This window comes from Nocardia sp. NPDC050717, assembly GCF_040654275.1.
Taxonomy (GTDB): domain Bacteria; phylum Actinomycetota; class Actinomycetes; order Mycobacteriales; family Mycobacteriaceae; genus Nocardia.
The window spans coordinates 294,039-316,422 of sequence record NZ_JBFAHR010000002.1 but is presented as its reverse complement, the minus strand read 5'-3'; the positions used below and the strand labels follow the sequence as shown (position 1 = coordinate 316,422).

Here is a 22,384-nt window from a genome sequence, read left to right as displayed (position 1 = left end):
GGCACCGCGGGCTCGCTCCCCACCGGGAGCGGGCCCGCTCGGCTATCGTTGCGCGGGTGGCCAAGTCTGCGACTCCGGCGGTCGAACTGGCGGTGGGTGAGCGCACGGTGCGGGTCAGCAATCCGGACCGGGTGTACTTCCCCGAGCTCGGCGCGACCAAGCTCGACCTGGTGCGGTACTACCTGAGCGTGGGCGACGGGATCGTCAACGCGCTGCGGGACCGGCCGTGCATGCTGCACCGGTTCCCCAAGGGCCTGCCGGGCGGGAAGGTCCATCAGAAGCGGCTGCCCGGCGGCGCGCCGGACTGGATATCGACGGTGCGCGTGTACTTTCCGCGCTACGGCAGGCACGCCGACGAGCTGTGCGTGCGCGAACTGGCCGACGTGATCTGGGCCGTGCAGATGTCGACGGTCGAGTTCCATCCGTGGAATTCGCGCGCCGCCGACACCGAGTCGCCCGACGAGTGGCGGATCGACCTCGATCCGATGCCGGACTGTCCGTGGACCCGGGTGCGGCGGGTCGCCGGGGTGGTGCACGAGGTCCTCGACGAGCTGGGCGCCGTCGGCTGGCCCAAGACCTCGGGCGGGTCCGGGCTGCACGTGTACGTGCGGATCGCGCCGGAGTTCGGTTTCAAGGACGTGCGCAGGGCCGCGCTGGCGTTCGCGCGCGAGGTCGAGCGCCGCGCGCCCGAGGACGTGACGACGGCCTGGTGGCGCCGCGACCGCGACCCCGCCCAGCTGTTCGTCGACTACAACCAGAACGCCCGCGACCACACCATCGCCGCCGCGTACTCGGTGCGCGGCAACCCGGCCGCCACGGTGTCCACGCCGGTGCGCTGGGACGAGATCGACGACATCCATCCCCGAGATTTCACGATCGAGACCGTGCCCGCCCGCTACGCCGAGCTCGGCGACATCCAGGCGGACATGGACGACGCGGTCTTCGACCTCGCGCCACTGCTCGAGCTGGCCGAGCGGCACGGCATCGACGAGCCGGTCGACCTCGACGACGAGTGAGGCGGAGCGAGAGGAAGAATCGATGTCGCCGCCCGCGTGACCCGCGGCGACGACACCCGGCCGGGTCGCACCGTACGACCCGGGCAGCAGCTGACCCCCAGGAGGTCCTCGTGCAGGAATCCGCGACGACGATCGCGATCGGCCCCGAGCAGCCGTCCCCGCGCTTGCTCGAGAAAGCGATCGTCGGAGCAGGCGCGAAAGTCGGCGAGCTCGCCGACGCCGACGCGCTGATCTGGACCGGAACGCCGGCGGCCTTCCCCGCCACCCTGCCCGCCGCGCTGCGCTGGGTCCAGCTGCCCGCGGCCGGGATCGAGGACTTCTTCGACGCGGGTGTGTTCGCCGCCCATCCCGACGTGTCGTTCACCTCGGCAGCGGGCGCCTTCGCGCACAGCGTCGCCGAACACGCGCTGATGCTGCTGCTGGCCGGCGTGCGGTACCTGCCCGAGCACCTGCGGGCGACCTCCTGGCAGCAGCGCGAGTTCTTCCCGCACGTCGGGTCGCTGCGCGGGAAGACGGTGACCATCCTCGGCGCGGGCGGCATCGGGCGCGCGCTGATCCCGATGCTGGCGCCGCTGGGCGCGCACGTGATCGCGGTGAACCGCTCGGGCAGGCCGGTGACCGGCGCCGGGATCCCCGCCGAGGTCGAGACCGTGCCCGCCGAGCAGGTGAGCCGGGTGTGGTCGCACACCGATCATGTCGTGGTGGCGGCGCCCGCCACCGCGGCGACCCGGCACCTCATCGGGGCCGACGAGCTGGCCCGGCTGCGGCCGTCGTCGTGGGTGATCAATGTGGCGCGCGGCAGTCTGATCGACACCGACGCGCTCGTCGACGCGTTGTCGCGGGGCGTCATCGGTGGCGCCGGCCTGGACGTGACCGACCCGGAGCCGCTGCCCGACGGGCATCGGCTGTGGACGTTGCCGAACGCGATCATCACACCGCACGATTCGAACCCGCCACAGTTGCGGCTGGCGGCCTTCGCCGATCACGTCGGCGCGAATGTCGCGCGGTTCGTCGCCGGGGAGCCGCTGCTCGCGATCATCGAACCGGAACGCGGCTACTGAGCGATCCGGCCCCGGCTGACCCAGGACGCGATCTGGCTGCGGGTGGCGAAGCCCAGCTTGGTGAGAATGTGCTGGACGTGGTTCTGCGCGGTGCGTTCCGACAGCACCAGCGCGGCCGCGATCTCGCGATTGGTGAGTCCCCGCGCCACCAGCTCGGCGACCTCGCGTTCCCTGGGTGTCAGTGCGGCACAGCCCTTCTCGTGCGCGACGACCGCGCGCAGGCGATCCGACCACGGTGTCATGCCGAGCGTGTCGGCGGCCGGGAGCGCGTCGGCGGCGAGCGGGACCGCTTCGGCGACGGCGCCGTGGTCGACGAGCAGTTCGGCCAGCGCGCAATCGGCCTCGACCGCGAAGCCGGGCGCGCCGATCGCCCGGGCCGTGCCCGCGGCGGCGTGTAGCTCGGTCCGCGCGGTGTCCGGATCATCCAGCGCGGCAGCGAATCTCCCCGTCCACAGGGTGACCGGACCCAGGTAGTGGGCGTTGCCGCCACCGCCGGTGATGTGGCCGTCGCGGTAGCGGCTCAGCCGTGCGCGGAAGTAGGCGACGTCGTCGAGGATGCCGAGCGCGGCGGCCACCGCACCGCCCACCGCCAGCACGTTGAGCAGGAAATACGGGGGGATCGGCCATCTCTCCGGCCGTCCGAGGCCGCGGTAGAGCGGTTCGGCTTCGACCGTCATCCCGCTGTCGATCATCGGGAAGGCCGTGCCGAGTGCGGCGAACAGCAGGTTGCGGACCTCACCGCGCAGCGGTGCGCGCGGCGGTGTCAACGCTTCGCGGCGGTGGCCGCGATGATGACCGACGACGGCGTGCAGTGCCCGATGGGCGCCCGCGCCCGCGGGATGACCGAGGGTGGCCGCGAGTGCGTACGCCCGGTCGGCCCGGTCGACGGCGTGCTCGAATTCGCCTCGCGCCTGAGCCAGCGCCGCTTCGGCGGTGAGCAGATGCCAGCGGGCCATCGGGCCGCCGGTGCGTTCGGCGCACCAGGCCAGACAGGACAGCTCGCCGGTGATCGCCCCGAGATCGCCCTGCTCCCAGAGCGCGTCGATACGCCACAGCCTGCCCCACATCTCCACGGCGGGATCGTGCGCGAGTTCGCCCGCGGCGATCATCCTGGCGGCCAGATCGTGGTGTTCGGCGCGATGATCGGGCCCGGCGCACGCCAGCTGCCTGGCCCGCAGCGCGGCGGCCAGGACGGCGGGATCAGCGCTGCGATCGGCGGAATCCAGTGCCGCGCGACTGGATTCGTCGACACCGTCCAGATTGCCGAGGTAGATCGCGGCCTCGGTCGCCCTCGCCAGCAATCTGGCCCGCAGCGGTTCGGGGAGGGTCTCGGCGGTGAGCGCCTCGGCGCACGCGTCGGCAATGTCGCGGTCCCAGCCGCGGTCGCCGATCGGCTCGAGGACCAGCGCGGCCTCGGCCTGCAGTTCCGGCTCGTCCGCCTTGCGCGCCAACGCCTCCGCCGCCGAGCAGTCGGCGCGGGCGGTGGCGAGGTCGCCGGCGCGGGCGGCGGCCGCGGCGCGCTGGAGCAGCAGCCTGCCCCGATCGAGCGGTTCGAGGGCGGCGGCGTGGGTCAGGGCCAGTCCGTAGAGGCGCACCGCCTCCTCGAACGCCAGCTCCCGCAGCGCCGCGTCGGCCGCGCGGCGCGCCCAGCGGACCGCGGGCTCGTGCGCGCCCGTCACCGCCGCGTTCGCCCAGTGCCAGGCCAGGGCAGCCGAATTCGCTTCCACCGCATCGGGATACAACGCCTCGATGGCCAGCGCGGCCCGCTGGTGCAGGACCACCCGCTGCTGCAGCGACAACCCGTCGAGCAGGGCGGCGCGGACCAGGGCGTGCGCGAACCGCACCGTGCCCGGCTCCTCGGCGCACACCAGCAGGCCCGCCTCGATCGCCTCGTCGACCGCGCCGAGGCACTCCGCCGCCGAGCGGGCGACCAGCCGGGCGGCGACGGCGATGGCGAACCGCTCCCCCAGGATCGACGACGCCCGCAGCAGTTCTTGCATGCGGGCCGAGCGCGGCGACATCCGGCCGCGCACCACCTCGCGCAGACTGGTCGGCAGGCGCAGCGCGTCGTCGGTGGAGCCGCGCAGGGATCGGCCGAGTTCACGCAGGTAGAAGGGGTTGCCGCCGGTCATGTCGAAGGCCTCGCCCGCCAGCTTGTCCGGCAGGGCGCGCCCGGCCTCCAGCCGCAGGCACCGCGCCGACTCCGCGGGCGAGAGACCGCGCAGGATCAGCGAGGTGGCCACCGGTTCGCGGACAAGTTCCGGTTTGATCGTCGACCAGCCGACGCCCGCCGTGTCGGCGCGTTCGGTGACGCACACCATCACCCGGCGCTCGCGCAGCGCGCGCACCACGTAGAGCAGGGCCTGCAGCGACGGCTCGTCGGCCCAGTGGATGTCGTCGATCACCAGCAGCACGCCCGCGTCGGCGCCGTCGAGGCCCGCCGCGAAGCCGTCGAACAGGGCGACACGGTCGGCGCCGGGGGCAGGGGCGGTGGAGCCGAGCGCCTGGCGCCACAGCCAGAACGGCGGCGTATCGGGCAGTTCCAGCGCACGCGCCCACAGGGTGCGCACCCCTCGCTCGCGTGCGCGCCCGGCCAGTTCGGCCACGAGCCTGGTCTTGCCGACGCCCGCCTCGCCCGTGCAGATCACCAGTTGCGGCGCGCCGTGCGCCGCGTCGTCGAGCCGGGCCAGCAGATCGGCCAGTTCCCACTCGCGTCCGATCAGCTCGGTGATCACGCCTCACCTCCGAGTATCCGAGCATACTCGCAGGTGAGGGGCCTACAGAAGGGTCAGGAAGCGGTGCGTTCGGTGAGTCCGCCGACCGCGACGACGTACTCCTTCGCCTCGTCGTCGAAGCTGATCGAGTAGGTGGTGGGGTACCTGGTCGAGTGCTGGTAGGCCTGCGGTTGCGGGATGTCACCGGTGAACGAGGGCTTGGTCAGCAGCCACTCCCTGGTGAACATCGGCTCGGTGAAGATGTACTGCCCGTCCCACGCGCCGTTGATCAGGGTCTGGGTGAACTGCCCCGGCGCCACCGGAGCGGACATGTCGACCCAGTGCACACCCATCCACGGCACCGCCTGCACCTCGATCGGTTCGGGCAGCGTCGAGTTGTTCGCCGGCATGTACTTCGCGTCCGGTGAGTGCGCGGCCTTGGTCAGGAACTCCGGGTCCTTCGGGTCGATGGCGGCCACAGTCGCGGCGTCGACGAAGTAGAAGTGCGCGTCGAAGTGCGGCTTGTCGAACATGCCGACCGGCGGATGGCCGTGCGGCACCCAGTCGAAGGTCAGGTGGTTGATCACCGTGCCCGACGCTTCCTTCGGCAGTGCCAGCGGCGGGCTCGCAGGCGGCGGACCCTCCGGCATGGTGGCCGGCATCGGCAGGCCCTCGAGCGCCGACTCCTGGATACGCAGGCCGACCTCGGTGGGCGTGCCCGCGTCGTCGGTGGCGACGAAGGTGCGGATCTGGCCGTTGCCGAGGGCCCGTTCGTCGCCGAAATAGGTCTTCGCCTCGGAGTCGTCGCCGCAGGCCGCGGCGGTGGCGAGGACGAGGACGGCGGCCAGTGCGGTGGTGAGACTGCGTGCGCGCATGGTGCTCACCCCTGTGCCGCGGTCTGGACGGCGGCCTCGAAGGCGCGCACGCGGGCATCGGGTCCCGGCCGGATGCCGACCCGGTCGAAGGCAGGGAAGAGCCGCTCGGCGGCGAAGCGGTCGGCGGCGTCGGGCGATTCCCACACGTCGACGATGGTCAGGGCGCCGTCACACTCACCCACGACATGCGACAGGCAGCCCTCCACGGGCTCGGGGCCCAGCGCGTCGTGCACCGCCCGGTACTGGTCGAGCCCCACACCGGGGTGCTCGGTGATCTGGACGTAGCTCATGACTCCTCCATTCGACGGATCTGTCCCGAACGTAGGAGCCCCGGCGCGGTGGGTCGTCCGCCGAAATACTCATCTCGCTACTCATCGCGGTTCCATCCGGAAGGGGTGATCGATGCGCCGGAATCCGACCAGCCGGTTAGGCTGTGCTCGTCCTGGCTCGGTAAGGATGGGATCGGCAATGCGATGGACCTTCAGCGCTGACGAGTTCGCGCATGTGTGGCGGGAATCCGGCCAGGACCGCATGCCCTTCCCGATCCGGGTGCTGGAATCACCGCGCACCGAGCACGACGCCACCCGCCTGCGCGCTCAGCTGCGCGAGCGACTACCCGGCGGCGGCGACCCCGATCTCGCCGCCTGCCTGCGGATCATGGCCGCGCCGCACGCCAGGATCGTGCTTGTCGGCGGTGGGCACACGCCCGGCAGCGAGATCCGGCTGCTCGCCTGTGCGGTGTTCGACCACGCGGTGCTCGTCGTCCAGGAACCCGGCACGCGCCCCGATTACGGTGGCAGCGTCCGGGTTTCGATCGGCCACACCGCCGGGATCGGTGCCAGGATCGCGGCCTGCCTGCCCGACACCCCGCCCGGCCGCGAGCCGGCGCGCGAGGCCGACGCCGACGCCGTCCGCGACGAGGAGACGGTGATCGCGGCCCATCCCGCCGTCCCCCGGATCCAGCGGTTGCTGCGCCGCCCGCACACCGCCGAGGGACACATCCGCGTGGAGACGGGCCTGGACCGGCCCGCTCCCGCGCCGCCGGTGCACTACAGCTGGATCGATGTGGCCGGGGACGGCCGCTATCTGTTGCGGGCGGGTGCGACGGTGCACGTGGTGCCCGCCGCGCCCGGCCAGCTCGCGGCGCAGCTGCAACGCAAGCTCGCGCCCGCGCACAGTTCGCATACGAGACGCTCCGGCTAGCCTGGAGACCGACGCACGATCTGGAGGGGAGACGCGATGACGATCGAGAGCAGCAGAGCCGAGATCTCCCGGTTCCGCAGCGCCGCGGCGGCGGGGACGGTGAAGTTCGAACCCGAGGCCGCGCGTCGATGCGCCGACCTCTACGAACAGCAGGCCGACCAGCTCGCCCAATTGCGTCAGCGTCTCGAAACAGCGTCCGAGGCAGGCGGTTTCGGCGGATTCGTCTCCGCTCAGCAGCTGCAGGCCGGATTCGCGCACAAGGCGCGCGATGCCGCCGAACTCCTCGATCACTACATCGCGGCCGCGCTCCGGATGAAGGAGGCGTTCCTGCTCAGCGGTGGACTCTTCGACGAGGCCGATGCCGCCGCGGCCGCCGCGCTGCGCGCCGTCGAGACGAGGATGCGCTGATGAGTGGCACCGACCCCACCTACATCAGCGCGATGGAACACTTCGAATCCGTTCCGCACGAACAGATCTACGCGCGCACCCAGCAGATCGACGCCGCCGAGATCCTCGGCGCCTCGATGGCCTGGCTGGAGTCGGCCGCCGCGCTCACCACGTCGATGCCGCTGGCGCGGTCGAACGTGGATCGGGTGATCGAGGAGGCCGGCTGGGCGGGCGACGCCGCCGACGCCGTGTTCGCGAGCACCCGCGGTTTCGCCGACTCCATGGACGAGCTGGCCATGGTGTTCGGCGAGGTCGGCGCCCGGCTCGGCGCCGTCGCCGCGGCCGCGGAGGCGGTGAAGTTCGCGGTGGCCGCGCCCGGTGGGGCCGGGCCGATCGGCACCATCGCGCGGCTGCTCGAGGCGGCGCACGTGATCAACGCCCAGATGGCGGCCGAGGCGCTGCGCCAGGAGGCGGTGCTGGCGATGAACATGATCTACAAGCCGGCCTACACCCTGGCGGGGACCGCCGTGCCCGCACTGCCGGCCGGCCCCGGGGGCGAAACGCCTACCGCAGAGGGTTCGCGCAATGGTTCCACTCCGGAACTCGGTGCACCACAGAGTGACTCGCCCGCACCGCCGAGTTCTCCCACCGACCAGTCCGATACGCCGACCCCGGCGCCTCCTGGCGAGAACCCGGCCCCGTCGAACCAGCCACCGTCGACCATCCCCTCGCCGTCCAGCCAGGCCCCTGGCGAGAACCCTGCGCCGACGGATCAACCGCCATCGACCACCCCCGCGCCGCCGATCCAGTCTCCCGAGCCCACTCCGTCGGCCACGGAACAGCCACCAGTGCAACAGGACTCGACCACACCGACGCCCCCGCACACCGAGCACCAGGCACCGGCACCCGCTCCGACCTCAGAGGCGCCCGCCCCGCGAACAGAACAACCAGCGCCATCAGAACCGCCTGCGCCACAGCCTGTGCCGTCGGAACAACCCGCACCGCCGCAACAAGCGCCATCGGACCAGACCGCACCGGCGCCGCCATCGGAACAGCCTGCACCGCAACCCGCGCCGCCGGAACAACCCGCGCCGCCGCAGTCAGCGCCGTCGGATCAGCCTGCACCGCCGTCGGCACAGCCCGCGCCACCGTCAGGCCAGGAGCCGGCGCCCGAGCAAGCGCCCCGGACCACGGAGCCGCCCGCACCCGAACACCAGGCCCCGACCTCGGAACAACCCGCGCCCCAACCGGAACCGCCCGTGGCACCTCCGCGCGTCCCCGACGCCCCGGCTCCACAGGCACCCCTCCCGGGATCCCCGGACATGTCCGACCCCGGCGGCCAGCCGGGCGTCACCGGCCCGATCCCCGGCGCGGAGCCCCCCTCCGCCCCCGCACCTCCCCCGCCTGGCGTCGACCAGGATCAGCCAGGCGTGATTCCCCCGCGGCGGTGACCCTCCCACGCGGCGGCGGTCCAACCGACGGACCGAGAGCCATCCCTCGGGCACACGCGACCCGCACCTCCTGCGCGGCGACGGTCCAGCGGGTTGGGGTCCCGGGGTCTCGGCACAGACCTGAACGACATTGTTCGTCGCCGAACCCGTTGCTACGCAGCCTATTCGCCGAGAAGCTGGGCTTCTCACCGGAACGGCGCAGCGGAATCGCACGTGTAAGGATTGCTGTGTGACTTCGGAGCGAGCGAGCGCCTACGACAGTTTGGCGGAAGGCTATACCGCCGAGAACGAGAAGAGCCTGCTGAACGCGCATTATGAGCGGCCCGCGATGCTCGAGCTCGCCGGGACGTGAGCGGACGGCGGATTCTCGACGCCGGGTGCGGCTCCGGTGCGCTGTTCGCCGCGCTGCGTGCGCGCGGAGCCGTAGTGACCGGTGTAGACGCGAGTGCGGGGATGCTCGAGCAGGCACGACTGCGACTCGGCGCCGACGCCGACCTGCGCATCGGCGATCTGGCCGATCCGCTGCCGTTTCCCGATGACGCGTTCGACGACATCGTCGCGTCCCTGGTGCTGCACTACCTGCGGGACTGGGGACCCACGCTGGGCGAGCTGCGGCGTGTGCTGTGCCCCGGCGGCCGGCTGCTCGTCTCGGTCGAGCACCCGTTCGCGATCGTCCTGGGACAGCGGATGGCCGGGGACGAGACCAACTACTTCCGAACTCGCGCGCGGACCGAGGAATGGACCATGGGCGGGCAGACCGCCCAGCTGACCTTCTGGGACCGACCGCTGCACGCGATGACCGAGGCGTTCACGGCGGCGGGCTTCCGCATCGACGCCGTCGGAGAACCGTCGGCGCTGCCGAGCGCCAGGGAGCTCTTCCCCGACGGATACGACGAACACACCGGCATGCGGTTCCTCGGATTCCTGTTCTTCGCCCTGCACGCCGACTGACAGACGCTCTCCCGCAACCGGAACCACGCCATCGGCGAGCTTCGGCTCGATCAGACCTTGACCAGGTCGTCGGCGTGGATGACCGGGCGCTGCATGGTGTCCGGGAGTTCGGTGGTGGAGCGGCCGAGCATGGTGGACAGTTCGGTGCTGTCGTATTCGATGACGCCGCGGGCGATCACGCGGTTGTCGGGGCTGACCAGATCGACCACGTCGCCGCCGAAGAAGCGGCCGCGGACGCCGGTGATGCCCGCGGCGAGCAGGGAGCGGCGGGCGGCGACGGCGGCGACGGCGCCCGCGTCGAGCAGGACCGAACCGCGGGTGTCGGCCGCGTGGCGGACCCAGAACTTGCGGCCGGACAGGCGAACCGGGCGGGCGGCGAAGGCCGTGCCGACGGTGCCGTCGGCCAGGGCGGTCGCGGCGTCGGCGGCCGAGGCCAGCAGGACCGGAATGCCCGCGTCGGCGGCCAGGCGCGCGGCCGAGAGCTTCGAGGCCATGCCGCCGGTGCCGAGCGCGCCACCGCTGCCGGCGATGACACCGTCGAGGTCGGCGCTGCTGCGCACCTCGGGGATGAAAGTGGCGGCACCCTTGCGCGGGTCACCGTCGTAGAGGCCGGCGACATCGGAGAGCAGGATCAGCGCGTCGGCGCCGACCAGGTGCGCGACGAGGGCGGCGAGCCGGTCGTTGTCGCCGAACCGGATCTCCTCGGTGGCGACCGTGTCGTTCTCGTTGACCACGGCGATCGCGCCGAGCGAACGCAGCCGGTCGAGGGTGCGCTGGGCGTTGCGGTGGTGCTCGCGGCGCGCGAAATCGTCGGCGGAGAGCAGGACCTGGCCGACGGTGCGGTCGTAGCGGGCGAACGAGGTGCCCCAGGCGTGCGCGAGCGCGAGCTGTCCGACGCTGGCGGCGGCCTGCTTGGTGGCGAGATCCTTGGGCCTGCGGGAGAGGCCGAGCGGGGCGATGCCGGCGCCGATCGCGCCCGAGGACACGACCACCACATCCGATCCGGCGCGCATGCGCGCCTCGACGGCGTCGGCCAGCCGGTCGAGCCGGTCGGTGTCGAGACCGCCCTCGAGGCTGGTCAGCGCCGAGGAGCCGATCTTGACCACCACGGCCCGCGCCGACACGATGGCCTGCCGCGCCGCACTGCGCTCCGAACCCGCACTCACCTGCATCTGCCCTACTCCCTGCACCGCGATCGCCGTCGATTCCGTCCGGCGAACGCCGGAGACCCACCGCAGTATGCCGATCGAACGGCCGTCGCCGACACCGGTTTTCGACCGGCGCCGGGACGGCCGGACCCCTACTTCCCGTTCTCGTCGAGCAGCCCGCGCCGCGCCCGCGAGGCGTGCTTGCGCTCGGCCGCGCCGACCCGCTCGTTGCTCTCCAGCCGCACGTCGGTACCGCGGCCGGTCGGCACGATGTCGACGCCTGCCGCGACCTGCGGCTCCCATTCGAACGACACGTCACCGATGGTGACCGAGCAGCCCGGCTCGGCCCCCTGCTTGACCAGCTCGGCCTCGACACCGAGGCGGGCCAGCCGGTCGGCCAGGTAGCCGACGGCTTCGTCGTTGTCGAACTGCGTCTGGCGCACCCAGCGCTCCGGCCGCGTGCCGCGCACGATGAAGCCGCCGGGCTCCTGCGGATCGGCGATCACGCTGAAGCCGGACTCGTCGGTCGCGATCGGCCGGATGACCGGACGCTTCGGGGCGGCTTTCGGGTGATCTTCGCGATACTGGCGGACCATGTCGGCCAGCGCGAAGGTCAGCGGGCGCAGCCCGGCGCGGCTGACGGCGGAGATCTCGAAGACCGGCCAGCCGCGTTCGGTGAACTCGGGCGTCACCATCTCGGCGAGTTCGGCGGCGTCGGGGACGTCGGTCTTGTTGAGGATGACCACGCGCGGGCGGTCGGCCAGGTCGCCGAGGCTCGCGTCACCGGCCAGGGCCGGCTTGTAGGCGGCCAGTTCGGCTTCGAGCGCGTCGACATCGGAGACCGGATCGCGGCCGGGTTCCAGGGTGGCGCAGTCCACCACGTGGGCGAGCACGGCGCAGCGCTCGAGGTGGCGCAGGAAGTCCAGGCCGAGTCCGCGGCCGTCGCTGGCGCCGGGGATCAGGCCGGGCACGTCGGCGACGGTGAAGGTGGTGTCGCCGCTGGCCACCACGCCGAGGTTCGGGACCAGGGTGGTGAACGGGTAGTCGGCGATCTTCGGCTTGGCGGCGGAGAGCACCGAGACCAGCGAGGACTTGCCCGCCGAGGGGAACCCGACCAGGCCGACGTCGGCGACCGACTTCAGCTCCAGGACCAGGTCGAGCTCTTCGCCCTCTTCACCGAGCAGCGCGAAGCCGGGCGCCTTGCGCGCCTTGGACGCCAGCGAGGCGTTGCCGAGGCCGCCGCGGCCGCCCTTGGCGACGACGAACTTGTTGCCGGTACCGACCAGGTCGACGACGATCTCGCCGTCCTTGTCGACCACCACGGTGCCGTCGGGCACCTTGAGCACCAGGTCAGCGCCCATTTTGCCGTCGCGATTGCCACCCTCGCCCGGCTTGCCGTTGCCTGCCTTGGCGTGCGGATGGAAATGGAAGTCGAGCAGGGTGTGGACGTTGGCGTCGACCTCGAGGATCACGTCCCCGCCGTTGCCACCGTTGCCACCGTCGGGGCCGCCGAGCGGCTTGAACTTCTCACGATGCACCGAGGCGCAACCGTGTCCACCTCTACCGGCACGAACATGCAGCACGACGCGGTCGATGAATTTGGACATGGGTTGATCCTCCTCCTTCTGACTGGTCGATTTCGGTAGGGTGTCCGGTCTTCTGGGGTAAGAGTCCACGAACACGACGGAGCGGGTCAGGGATTGCACCCTGACCCGCTCCGGTGTCCGTGTAGAGCTGACGCTCCAGGCGGTCAGGCCTGGGCCGGCTCCGGGACGACGATGTTGACGGTCTTGCGGCCACGCTTGGTGCCGAACTCGACCGCACCCGCCGCGAGGGCGAACAGGGTGTCGTCGCCGCCACGACCGACGTTCACGCCGGGGTGGAAGTGGGTTCCGCGCTGACGGACCAGGATCTCGCCCGCGCTGACCTTCTGGCCACCGAAGCGCTTCACGCCGAGGCGCTGGGCGTTCGAATCACGACCGTTCCGGGAGCTGGATGCACCCTTCTTATGTGCCATTGCTTCGTCTCCTCGGGATGCTTACTTGATGCCGGTGACCTTGATGACCGTCAGCGGCTGACGGTGACCCTGGCGCTTGTGGTAGCCGGTCTTGTTCTTGAACTTGTGGATCCGAATCTTCGGGCCCTTGGTCTGGTCGACGACCTCGGCGGCCACGGAGATCTTGGCCAGCTTGTCGGCGTCGGTGGTCAGATCGGCGCCGTCGACGACGAGAACCGGGGTCAGGGCCACGGCGGTGCCGGGCTCACCCTCGATCTTCTCGACCTTCACCAGGTCACCGACCGCGACCTTGTACTGCTTTCCGCCGGTCTTGACGATTGCGTACGCTGCCATCGGTCGGCTTCCTCCACTCACGTTGGTCGTGCTCGTTTCACGTCGCAGCCGCGACGCGGTTCTTGGCTGGGGCTCATCCTCGCCTACAAGGCGGGAAGGGCAACGGTCACTTGCCTGCGGTATCACCCGACTGGTCAGCCAGGTGCCCAATCGCTGGGCAGCGACCGACCTAGGTTACCAGAACGGTACCCCGTCCCCCAATTCGGCCGGTCAGACCGGAATCGGTGCTCGCGGGCGCGACGATCGCCGCGTCCGCGAGCACCAGGGGATCAGTTGCCGTCGGCGGCAGGCGCGCCCGCGGGGCGGCCCACCGCGCGGCGACGCGGCTTGCGCTCGGGGACGACGACCGGCTCCGCGGCGATGTCGACGACGGCCGCCGCGGGCGGCTGCTCGCTCGCCGAGAGCACGAACACCGCGCCCGCGCTGTCGGCGTTGGGTGCCGCCGTCGAGCGCGCCACCCGGCGCCGCCGCGGCGCCCGTGCGGGCTCCTCGGCGACCGGGGCGGGCTCGGGGGCCTGCTCCGGTTCCACGCTCGGCTCCGGTTCGACAGCCTGCTCGGACTCGACCGTCTGCTCCGGCTCGACAGCCTGCTCCGGCTCGGCGACCTGCTCCGGCTCGGCCGCGGCCTCGACCGCCACCTCGGCTTCCGGTGCCGCCTCGACGGACTCGTCCGCGGCGGTGATCACCCCGGTCAGCGCGGGGCTCTCGACCGGCGCCTCGGCCTGCGCGGCCGCCCGGCTCGCGCGACGCGACCGCGAGCGTGACCGCGACCTCGTCGGCTCGGCGGGCGCCTCCTCGACGACCTCGGGCTCGACGGTTTCGACCGCCTGCTCCGCGCCTTCCTCGCCGTGGTGGGCGGCCATCGCGAGCGCGACCGGGTGGGCCCGCTTGACCGCGATGTCCTCCTCACCGTGCTCGGCGGGGGCAGTGCCGTTGGTCGCCGGGGCGGCCGCGGCGGGCTTGTCCTGACCGCTCTTGTCCTTGCCACGGCGACGGCGCGAACCGCCCTCCTTGGCCCGGCCCGCCTGCTCGTCGGCGCCCGACCCGGCGTCGACCGGGTAGGAGTGCACGAGGATGCCACGGCCGTGGCAGTGCTCACAGGTGGTGGAGAACGCCTCGACCAGACCGGTGCCCAGCTTCTTGCGGGTCATCTGGACCAGGCCGAGCGAGGTCACCTCCGACACCTGGTGCCGGGTGCGGTCGCGGCCGAGCGCCTCGGTGAGGCGGCGCAGCACCAGGTCGCGGTTGGACTCGAGCACCATGTCGATGAAGTCGACGACGATCATGCCGCCGATGTCGCGCAGCCGCATCTGGCGCACGATCTCCTCGGCCGCCTCCAGGTTGTTCCTGGTGACGGTCTCCTCCAGGTTGCTCGACCCCGAACCGGTGAACTTGCCGGTGTTGACGTCGACGACGGTCATCGCCTCGGTGCGGTCGATCACCAGGGTGCCGCCCGAGGGCAGCCACACCTTGCGGTCGAGCGCCTTGGCCAGCTGCTCGTCGATGCGGAAGGCCGTGAACACGTCGACACCGTTGTTCTCGTGCCGGTCGACCCGCGGCAGCAGGTCGGGCGCGACGGTGCGGACGTAGGTCTCCACGGTGCTCCAGGCGCGGTCGCCTTCGATGACCAACCGGGAGAAATCCTCGTTGAACAGGTCGCGGATCACCTTGACCAGCAGATCCGGCTCCTCGTAGAGGGCCTTGGGCGCGTCCTTGGCCGAGCCCTTGGCAGCCTCCTCGATGGTGCGCCAGGTGGCCTGCAGCCGCTCGACGTCGCGCGCCAGCTCGGGTTCGCTGACACCCTCGGACGCGGTGCGGATGATCACACCGGCGTCGGCGGGCACGATCTCGCGCAGGATCTCCTTGAGCCGCTTGCGCTCGGTGTCGGGCAGCTTGCGGCTGATCCCGGTGGAGGTGCCACCCGGCACGTACACCAGGAAGCGGCCCGCGAGCGAGATCTGGGTGGTCAGACGGGCGCCCTTGTGCCCGACCGGGTCCTTGGAGACCTGGACCAGCACCTGATCGCCCGGCTTGAGCGCCTGCTCGATCTTGCGTTCCTTGCCGCCGAGACCGGCGGCCTCCCAGTTCACCTCACCGGCGTAGAGCACGCCGTTGCGGCCGCGGCCGATGTCGATGAACGCCGCCTCCATGCTGGGCAGCACGTTCTGCACCTTGCCGAGGTAGACGTTGCCCACCATCGACGCCTGGCCGGAACTGGTGACGAAATGCTCGACCAGGATGTTGTCCTCGAGCACCGCCACCTGCGTGGTGGTCTGGTGACCCGCGTGCTCGGCGGCGTCGAAGGCCTTCTCCCGCACGACCATCACCCGGTCGACCGCCTCGCGGCGGGCCAGGAACTCCGACTCGGTCAGGATCGGCGGACGACGGCGACCGGCCTCGCGACCGTCGCGGCGGCGCTGGCGCTTGGCCTCGAGCCGGGTGGAACCGGAGATGCCCTGCACCTCGTCGGAGCCGGCGCGGCCACGGCTCTTGTTGCGCGGCTCGCGCTCGTGCACGACGGTGTTCGGCGGATCGTCCTCGGACGTGGCGTCCTCGCCCGAGTCCCCGCCGACCTTGCGGCGGCGACGACGGCGACGGCGACGGCTCGCGCCCTCGGGCTGCGTGTCGTCCTCGTCGTCGGAGTCGGTGTCCTCGGCCTGCTCGGCCTCGTCGGTAGCCGACTCGGCCGACGCGGCGGTCTCCTCGTCGGCGTCGGACTCGGCGCCCTCGGTGTCGGTGTCCTCGCCGTCGGCGGACTGCTCGCCCCGGCCGCGACCGCGACCGCGACGGCCACGACGGCGGCGACGCGGCTGACCGTCGGCGTCGTTGTCACCGGTGCTGTCGGAGTCGTCCTCGGCGGACTCGGGCTCGGTCTCGGGTTCGACGTCCTCGACCGGCTCCTCGGTCCGCTTGCTGGTCCGCTCGGCACGACGGCGCTTGCGGGCCTCCTCGGCGGCGGTGGCGTCCGGCGGCAGGAACAGCGGCGCCACGACGGCGGGCGCCTCGAAGGTCACCGGCTCGGCGGGGGCCGGAGTCTCCGCGGGCCGGTGGGTGAACAGGTCGGTGTGCGGCGCCGTGGCGAAGACACCTTCGGTGCTCGCCACCTCGGGCGCCGAGAACATCGGCGCGGGCGCGGTGGTCGGGTCGGCCGGCTGCTCGGCGACGGGGGCGGACGACGGCGGCGCGGCCGTCACGGGGGTGGATGCCGGGGATTCGCCGGTCTCGGCGTCGGCGGCGGCGATGGCGTCGCGCACCGTCTCGGCGACCGCGCGATCCACGTTGGATTGCACGCTGCGCGCTTCGGCTCCCAGTTCGGCCAGTTTGGCCAGGATGCGTTTGCTGGTCACTCCCAACCGCTTGGCCAGTGCATGAACTCGAATTCGCTCCGGCAATTGATCGGCATCCTGTTGTGTTGTGTCCAGCGGCTCTGTATCGGCCACGAAGTCTCCTCGGGCCCCCGGGCGCGTCCATCCCCGGTACGGGAGTGACGCGGCCGACGCGGGGGCATCGTCCGTGCACCTCGTACCGATGGTACGAGGGTCATCTGGTCTCGCCCCGCGTGTCCGGTCGCACCTCGATCGATCTTCTGGCGGGCCAACCGGTCACGCGGCGCCTGGCTGTACGGCGTGACGCCGCGCTCCGAGCGCTCATCCAGCGTGCCGGTGTGGGCGGCCCCAGCAACAGGGTCGTCCGTGGCAGCGATGATCGGCATCCAACCGCGGTGTCATCCGGTCATGTCCGTCACCGCTGTCGCGTACCTGCGCGACAGGCTGTCACCAACCGCCCTGTTTGAGCATCGGCGTCGAACACGTCCGTAGTCAGTATCCCATACGGTTCGCGCGGCGATCGCCATCGGCGCATCGCGGGCGAACTCCGCACCGCTCGAGCTCGTCGCGTCCGCACCGGACGCGACGAGCGAGTACAGCGCGAATCAGGCAGGAAATTCCGGGAACCAGAGCGCGATCTCGCGCTTGGCGGACTCGGGCGAGTCGGAACCGTGGACGAGGTTGAACTGGGTCTCCAGACCGAAGTCACCGCGGATGGTGCCCGGGGTGGCCTTCTCTACCGGGTCGGTGCCACCGGCGAGCTGACGGAACGCCGCGATCGCGCGCGGACCCTCCAGCACGGCCGCGACGACCGGGCCCGAGGTGATGAATTCGATGAGCGAACCGAAGAACGGGCGCTCGGCGTGCTCGGCGTAGTGCTCCTTCGCGAGCTCGACGGACACGGCCTTCAGCTCCAGGGCCGCCAGGGTCAGGCCCTTGCGCTCGATGCGGGCGAGCACCTCGCCGACGAGGCCACGGGAGACGCCGTCCGGCTTGATGAGTACCAAAGTCTGCTCAGTCACGGCGACACTCTATCCGGCGGCGCCGCCGCGGGCCGAACTCGTGTCAGTTCTCCCGGCGCATCCGCTGGCTCGGCAGCAGCCCCGCGTCCATCCGGCGCTGCACATCCGCGCGCAACATGAGGATGAACGCCCACACCGCGGCGAAGACCAGACCGATGACGCCGATGGACAGGTGGATGAACGTGCCCGCCAGCAACAGCAGCTGCATCCCGAGGTTGAACGGGATCGCCCACGGCTTCCGCTGCAGGCCCGCGCCCAGGATCATCAGGATCGACAGCGCCACGAGATAGGTGCCGGAGAACCAGGTGATCCCGCCGCCCACGTCGGCCACGACCGGCAGCGCGAGCAGCACCACGATCGCCTCGAGGACCAGGGTGCCCGCCATGACCCCGCGCAGACCCTTCCACGGGTCGGTGGCGGGCGGTGGAACATCAGTCATGCCGGAGCCTTTCCGAAGAGAGCGCGGGCCGCGCCCGCGGTGACGACCGAACCCGTCACCACCACACCGGCGCCCGAGATCACGTCGCCGTCGTCACCGGCCTGCTCGGCCAGCGCGATCGCCGATTCCAGGGCGTCGGGCAGGGTCTCGGCGGTGATCACCCGCTCGTCGCCGAAGCGCTGCACGGCCAGGTCGGCCAGCCGGTCGACCTCCATGGCGCGCGGCGAGCCGTTGCTGGTGACCACGATCTCGTCGAAGACGGGCTCCAGCGCGTCCAGGATGCCGCCCGCGTCCTTGTCGGCGAGCACCGCGACGACCGCGACCAGCTTGCGGAAGTCGAACTCGGAGGTGAGGGTGTTCGCCAGCGCCTGCGCGCCCGCGGGATTGTGCGCCGCGTCGACGAAGATGGTCGGCGCGTTGCGCATCCGTTCCATCCGCCCCGGGCTGGCCGCGCCCGCGAAGCCCGCGCGGATGGCATCGACATCGAGCTGACGATCCGCGCCCGCGCCGAAGAACGCCTCGACGGCGGCCAGCGCGAGCGAGGCGTTGCGCGCCTGGTGCTCCCCGTGCAGCGGCAGGAAGATCTCGTCGTACACGCCGCCGAGTCCCTGCAGCGTCAGCAACTGGCCACCGACGGCGACGGCCCGTTCCAGCACCCGGAACTCCGCACCCTCGCGGGCCACCGCCGCGTCGGCCTCCACGGCCCGGCGCAGCAGCACGTCCATGACCTCGGGCTCCTGCTCGGCGATCACCGCGACGGTGTCGACGGGCACCAGCGCCTCGGGCGCGCGCTTGATGATCCCGGCCTTCTCCGCGGCGATCGAGGGCAGGTCGGGACCGAGGTATTCGACGTGGTCGAGGCCGATCGGGGTGATCACCGCGACCTGTCCGTCGATCACATTGGTGGCGTCCCAGGTGCCGCCCATGCCGGTCTCGACGACGGCCACGTCCACCGGCGCCTCGGCGAAGGCGGCGTAGGCCATGCCGGTGAGCACCTCGAACTTGCTCATCGCCGGGCCGCCCGCGGCGGCGGACTGCTGGTCGATCATGCCTATGTAGGGCTCGAGCTCGCGGTAGGTCTCCACGTAGCGGGCCGGGGTGATCGGGGCGTTGTCGATGCTGATCCGCTCGGTCGCCAGCTGCAGATGCGGGCTGGTGATCCGGCCGGTGCGCCGGTGCAGGGCGGTGAGCAGGGCGTCGATCATCCGGGTGACCGAGGTCTTGCCGTTGGTCCCGGCGACGTGGATCGCGGGGTAGTTGCGCTGCGGATTGCCGAGCAGATCCATCAGCGTGGCGATCCTGGTCAGCGACGGCTCGATCTTGGTCTCGGGCCAGCGCTTGTCGAGTTCGGCCTCGACCAGCGCCAGCTCGGCCAGATCCACCGGTGACGGCCCGGCACCGAGCGGAGCCGGGCGGTCGTCGGCTTCGTACTGCGGCTCCGGCTCGTCGTTCACTTGCCGCTCAGCTCCGCCAGCCGGGCGCCGATCCGCGCGACTTCGGCCGTGGCCACATCGCGCCGGGCGGTGATCTTGTCGACGACGTGCTGCGGCGCCTTGGCCAGGAACGCCTCGTTGCCGAGCTTGGCCGTGGTGGTGTCGAGGTCCTTCTGCGCGACCGCGAGATCCTTTTCCAGCCTGCGGCGTTCGGCGTCGAGGTCGATGGCACCGGAGGTGTCGAGCTGCACGGTGACCGTCGCGCCGGACAGGCGGACCTGCACCTCGGCGGTGGTGGCGAAGTCCGCACCCGGTTCGGTCAGGCGGGCCAGGTTGGCCACCGAGCCGGCGAACGCGCCGAGCCCGGCCTCGTTTAGGCCGACCAGGGTGGCCTTCACCTTCTGCTTGTCGGCCAGGCCCTGGTCGCTGCGGAAGCGGCGGATCTCGGTGATCAGGCGCTGGGTGTCGGCGACGCGCTGCGCGGCGACCGTGTCGGTGGACACCCCGCTCGCGGCGGGCCACGGGGCGACCACCACGGACTCGCCGCCGGTGAGCGCCTTCCACAGGGTCTCGGTGACGAACGGGATCACCGGGTGCAGCAGCCGCAGCACCGCGTCGAGCACGGTGCCGAGCACCACCGCGGTGCTCTCCGCGCGGGCGTCGGACTCGGCGAACTGGACCTTGGACAGCTCCAGGTACCAGTCACACAGTTCGTCCCAGGCGAAGTGGTACAGCGCCTCGCAGGCCTTGCCGAATTCGTAGGCGTCGAAGGCGGCGTCGACCTCGGCGCGCACCTCGTCGAGCCGGTCGACGATCCAGCGGTCGGTGTCTGTGAGGGTCTCGCGCGGGGGCAGCTCGCCCGAGCGCGCGCCGTTCATCAGCGCGAACTTGGTGGCGTTGAACAGCTTGGTGACGAAGCTGCGCGAGGCCAGCGCGTGCGGCTCGCCGACCGAGAGGTCACCACCGGGCTGGGCGCCGCGGGCCAGGGTGAAGCGCAGCGCGTCGGCGCCGTAGGAGTTGATCCAGTCCAGCGGGTCGATGCCGTTGCCGCGCGACTTCGACATCTTCTTGCCGTGCTGGTCGCGGATGAGGCCGTGCAGGAAGACGTCCTCGAACGGCACCTGCTTCTGTCCACCCTTACCGGTGGTGAGCGCGGGGTCGTCGCTGACGAACATGCCGAACATCATCATCCGGGCAACCCAGAAGAACAGGATGTCGTAGCCGGTGACGAGCACGCTGGTCGGATAGAACTTCGCCAGCTCCGGGGTGGCCTCGGGCCAGCCCATCGTGGAGAACGGCCACAGGCCAGAGGAGAACCAGGTGTCGAGCACGTCCGGGTCCTGCACCCAGCCCTCGGGCGCTTCCTCGTCCGGGCCGAGGCACACGATCTCGCCCTCGGGGCCGTACCAGATCGGGATGCGGTGACCCCACCACAGCTGACGCGAGATGCACCAGTCGTGCATGTTGTCGACCCAGTCGAACCAGCGCGGTTCCTGGCTTGCCGGGTGGATCTTCACGTCACCGTCGCGCACGGCGTCACCGGCGGCCTTGGCCAGCGACTCGACCTTGACCCACCACTGCATCGACAGGCGCGGCTCGATCGGCTCGCCGGAGCGCTCGGAGTGACCGACGCTGTGCGTGTACGGCCGCTTCTCGGCGACCACGCGGCCCTCGGCGGCCAGGCGCTCGCGCACCTTCACCCGAGCCTCGAAGCGGTCCATGCCGTCGAATTCGGTTCCGGTGCCGGTGATCCGGCCACCCTCGTCCATGATCGTCGGCATCGGCAGGTTGTGCCGCAGGCCCATCTCGAAGTCGTTGGGGTCGTGCGCGGGGGTGATCTTCACCGCGCCGGTGCCGAACTCGGGATCGACGTAGTCGTCGGCGATGATCGGGATCTGGTGGCCGGTGATCGGGTGGTAGACGGTGGTGCCGATCATCGCGGCGTAGCGCGGATCGTCGGGGTGCACGGCCACCGCGGTGTCACCGAGCATCGTCTCCACGCGAGTGGTCGCGACGACGACGTGCGGCTCGTTGTCGTCGAGCGAGCCGTAGCGCAGCGAGACCAGCTCGCCCTCGACGTCCTTGTAGTCCACCTCGAGGTCGGAGATACCGGTCTTGAGCACCGGCGACCAGTTCACCAGGCGCTCGGCCCGGTAGATCAGGCCCGCGTCGTACATGCGCTTGAAGATGGTGCGGACCGCGCGCGAGAGGCCCTCGTCCATGGTGAAGCGGTCGCGGCTCCAGTCGACGCCGTCGCCGAGCGCGCGCATCTGCCACTGGATGGCGCCGCCGGACTCACGCTTCCAGTCCCACACCTTGTCGATGAACAGCTCGCGGCCGAAATCCTCTTTGGTCTTGCCGTCGGCGGCGAGCTGCTTCTCCACCACGGTCTGGGTCGCGATGCCCGCGTGATCCATGCCGGGCAGCCACAGCACCTCGTAGCCCTGCATCCGCTTGCGGCGGGTGAGGGTGTCCATGAGGGTGTGGTCGAGGGCGTGGCCCATGTGCAGGGTGCCGGTGACGTTCGGCGGCGGCAGCACGATCGAGTAGGCGGGCTTGCCGCTGGTCGCGTCGGCGCCGAAATATCCGGCGGCTACCCAGCCCTCGTACAGGTCGGCCTCTACCTCGCCGGGATTCCAGCTCTTGGGCAGGGCGTCGGCACGATTTCGCGAGTTGTCTGGGGCTGCGCTGGTCACGCCCCAATCCTAAGGGGCGCGCGCGTCGCGACTTACCACCGCCTCCGGTGGCTCGCGCCGGAGAAAAACAGAGACGGAATCTTCGGTGGATGAGGGACACCGAAGACTCCGTCTACCCCTGCGATACTACCGGCGATCGGCACGCGACCGGGGAATCCATAGGCAATTCTCAGTTTCTCACCACCGGCGGGCGAATGTTTGTCAGCCATGCACAAACGACACGCGGAAGTTGTTGTGAGACTTGCGACTCCGGCGAAGATCAGGGATATCCCGGATTGCCGAATTGTCCGTTTTCCCGGAGTCTGGAGAGGG

At 71.1% G+C, this 22,384-nt stretch carries 19 protein-coding genes; 7 read left to right on the top strand and 12 right to left on the bottom strand.

What is annotated here, in order from left to right; all coding sequences use genetic code 11:
• Positions 1–56: 56 nt before the first annotated feature.
• On the top strand, positions 57–1,016 hold the full coding sequence (gene ligD / locus AB0H56_RS07510; RefSeq protein ID WP_357158684.1) for a non-homologous end-joining DNA ligase: 960 nt from the start codon (positions 57–59) through the stop codon (positions 1,014–1,016).
• 110 nt (positions 1,017–1,126) lie between these two features.
• Positions 1,127–2,077 carry a D-isomer specific 2-hydroxyacid dehydrogenase family protein gene (locus AB0H56_RS07505; RefSeq protein ID WP_357158681.1) on the top strand — a complete coding sequence of 317 codons (951 nt, stop codon included), beginning with the start codon at positions 1,127–1,129 and terminating at the stop codon, positions 2,075–2,077.
• On the opposite strand, the gene AB0H56_RS07500 is transcribed toward AB0H56_RS07505, so the two are convergent.
• Genes AB0H56_RS07500 through AB0H56_RS07490 form a run of 3 tightly spaced genes read right to left on the bottom strand, consistent with a single transcriptional unit; the run spans position 2,071 to position 5,956 of the window.
• Positions 2,071–4,812, bottom strand: a complete 2,742-nt coding sequence (locus AB0H56_RS07500; RefSeq protein WP_357158678.1) for an AAA family ATPase — start codon at positions 4,810–4,812, stop codon at positions 2,071–2,073. The genes AB0H56_RS07505 and AB0H56_RS07500 overlap by 7 nt on opposite strands.
• 53 nt (positions 4,813–4,865) lie before the next feature.
• Entirely contained in the window at positions 4,866–5,666 is an 801-nt protein-coding gene (locus AB0H56_RS07495; protein WP_357158675.1) for a DUF5602 domain-containing protein, read from the bottom strand.
• Positions 5,667–5,671: 5 nt separating this feature from the next.
• A complete protein-coding gene (locus AB0H56_RS07490; RefSeq protein WP_357158672.1) occupies positions 5,672–5,956 on the bottom strand; it encodes a hypothetical protein in 285 nt (94 codons plus the stop codon).
• Between the two features lie 178 nt (positions 5,957–6,134).
• Here AB0H56_RS07490 and AB0H56_RS07485 point away from each other — a divergent pair, with 178 nt between their 5' ends.
• The 5 genes from AB0H56_RS07485 (at position 6,135) to AB0H56_RS07465 (ending at position 9,658) form a co-directional block, all read left to right on the top strand.
• The gene (locus AB0H56_RS07485; RefSeq protein WP_357158669.1) at positions 6,135–6,869 is read left to right on the top strand and encodes an ESX secretion-associated protein EspG; all 735 of its coding nucleotides are present in this window, start codon (positions 6,135–6,137) and stop codon (positions 6,867–6,869) included.
• A gap of 36 nt (positions 6,870–6,905) precedes the next feature.
• A complete protein-coding gene (locus AB0H56_RS07480; protein ID WP_110039509.1) occupies positions 6,906–7,277 on the top strand; it encodes a hypothetical protein in 372 nt (123 codons plus the stop codon).
• Entirely contained in the window at positions 7,277–8,707 is a 1,431-nt protein-coding gene (locus AB0H56_RS07475) for a hypothetical protein (RefSeq protein WP_357158666.1), read from the top strand. The genes AB0H56_RS07480 and AB0H56_RS07475 overlap by 1 nt, the downstream gene beginning before the upstream one ends.
• Before the next feature lie 229 nt (positions 8,708–8,936).
• The gene (locus tag AB0H56_RS07470; protein WP_357158664.1) at positions 8,937–9,059 is read left to right on the top strand and encodes a hypothetical protein; all 123 of its coding nucleotides are present in this window, start codon (positions 8,937–8,939) and stop codon (positions 9,057–9,059) included.
• Positions 9,056–9,658: a class I SAM-dependent methyltransferase gene (locus AB0H56_RS07465; RefSeq protein WP_357158661.1), complete on the top strand. Its 603-nt coding sequence runs from the start codon at positions 9,056–9,058 to the stop codon at positions 9,656–9,658. The genes AB0H56_RS07470 and AB0H56_RS07465 overlap by 4 nt, the downstream gene beginning before the upstream one ends.
• A 50-nt stretch (positions 9,659–9,708) precedes the next feature.
• On the opposite strand, the gene proB is transcribed toward AB0H56_RS07465, so the two are convergent.
• From proB to AB0H56_RS07420, 9 genes are all read right to left on the bottom strand, one after another.
• On the bottom strand, positions 9,709–10,830 hold the full coding sequence (proB, locus tag AB0H56_RS07460; RefSeq protein WP_357158658.1) for a glutamate 5-kinase: 1,122 nt from the start codon (positions 10,828–10,830) through the stop codon (positions 9,709–9,711).
• Between the two features lie 128 nt (positions 10,831–10,958).
• Positions 10,959–12,413 (bottom strand): GTPase ObgE, encoded by a 1,455-nt coding sequence (gene obgE / locus AB0H56_RS07455; RefSeq protein ID WP_357158655.1) that lies wholly within the window; start codon positions 12,411–12,413, stop codon positions 10,959–10,961.
• Between the two features lie 143 nt (positions 12,414–12,556).
• Positions 12,557–12,823, bottom strand: coding sequence for a 50S ribosomal protein L27 (rpmA, locus tag AB0H56_RS07450; RefSeq protein WP_022567181.1), 267 nt, complete (start codon positions 12,821–12,823; stop codon positions 12,557–12,559).
• Between the two features lie 21 nt (positions 12,824–12,844).
• Positions 12,845–13,156, bottom strand: coding sequence for a 50S ribosomal protein L21 (gene rplU / locus AB0H56_RS07445; RefSeq protein ID WP_110039506.1), 312 nt, complete (start codon positions 13,154–13,156; stop codon positions 12,845–12,847).
• A 269-nt stretch (positions 13,157–13,425) separates the two neighbouring features.
• Complete coding sequence (locus AB0H56_RS07440) at positions 13,426–16,596, bottom strand: translation initiation factor IF-2 N-terminal domain-containing protein (RefSeq protein ID WP_357158652.1); 3,171 nt, start codon at positions 16,594–16,596, stop codon at positions 13,426–13,428.
• 491 nt (positions 16,597–17,087) lie between these two features.
• On the bottom strand, positions 17,088–17,504 hold the full coding sequence (gene ndk, locus AB0H56_RS07435) for a nucleoside-diphosphate kinase (RefSeq protein ID WP_357158649.1): 417 nt from the start codon (positions 17,502–17,504) through the stop codon (positions 17,088–17,090).
• A 43-nt stretch (positions 17,505–17,547) separates the two neighbouring features.
• On the bottom strand, positions 17,548–17,943 hold the full coding sequence (locus AB0H56_RS07430) for a DUF4233 domain-containing protein (RefSeq protein ID WP_357158647.1): 396 nt from the start codon (positions 17,941–17,943) through the stop codon (positions 17,548–17,550).
• On the bottom strand, positions 17,940–19,397 hold the full coding sequence (locus AB0H56_RS07425; protein WP_357158644.1) for a folylpolyglutamate synthase/dihydrofolate synthase family protein: 1,458 nt from the start codon (positions 19,395–19,397) through the stop codon (positions 17,940–17,942). Before AB0H56_RS07425 ends, AB0H56_RS07430 begins: the two co-directional genes overlap by 4 nt.
• Positions 19,394–22,072: a valine--tRNA ligase gene (locus tag AB0H56_RS07420; protein ID WP_357158641.1), complete on the bottom strand. Its 2,679-nt coding sequence runs from the start codon at positions 22,070–22,072 to the stop codon at positions 19,394–19,396. Before AB0H56_RS07420 ends, AB0H56_RS07425 begins: the two co-directional genes overlap by 4 nt.
• Positions 22,073–22,384: the final 312 nt, after the last annotated feature.

Excerpts from the sequence above, each read along its gene's own strand:
- AB0H56_RS07495 (WP_357158675.1), bottom strand. The coding sequence starts at position 5,666 with ATGCGCGCACGCAGTCTCACCACCGCACTGGCCGCCGTCCTCGTCCTC.
- AB0H56_RS07490 (WP_357158672.1), bottom strand. The coding sequence starts at position 5,956 with ATGAGCTACGTCCAGATCACCGAGCACCCCGGTGTGGGGCTCGACCAG.
- AB0H56_RS07485 (WP_357158669.1), top strand. The coding sequence starts at position 6,135 with ATGCGATGGACCTTCAGCGCTGACGAGTTCGCGCATGTGTGGCGGGAA.
- AB0H56_RS07480 (WP_110039509.1), top strand. The coding sequence starts at position 6,906 with ATGACGATCGAGAGCAGCAGAGCCGAGATCTCCCGGTTCCGCAGCGCC.
- AB0H56_RS07475 (WP_357158666.1), top strand. The coding sequence starts at position 7,277 with ATGAGTGGCACCGACCCCACCTACATCAGCGCGATGGAACACTTCGAA.
- proB (WP_357158658.1), bottom strand. The coding sequence starts at position 10,830 with ATGCAGGTGAGTGCGGGTTCGGAGCGCAGTGCGGCGCGGCAGGCCATC.
- obgE (WP_357158655.1), bottom strand. The coding sequence starts at position 12,413 with ATGTCCAAATTCATCGACCGCGTCGTGCTGCATGTTCGTGCCGGTAGA.
- rpmA (WP_022567181.1), bottom strand. The coding sequence starts at position 12,823 with ATGGCACATAAGAAGGGTGCATCCAGCTCCCGGAACGGTCGTGATTCG.
- rplU (WP_110039506.1), bottom strand. The coding sequence starts at position 13,156 with ATGGCAGCGTACGCAATCGTCAAGACCGGCGGAAAGCAGTACAAGGTC.
- AB0H56_RS07430 (WP_357158647.1), bottom strand. The coding sequence starts at position 17,943 with ATGACTGATGTTCCACCGCCCGCCACCGACCCGTGGAAGGGTCTGCGC.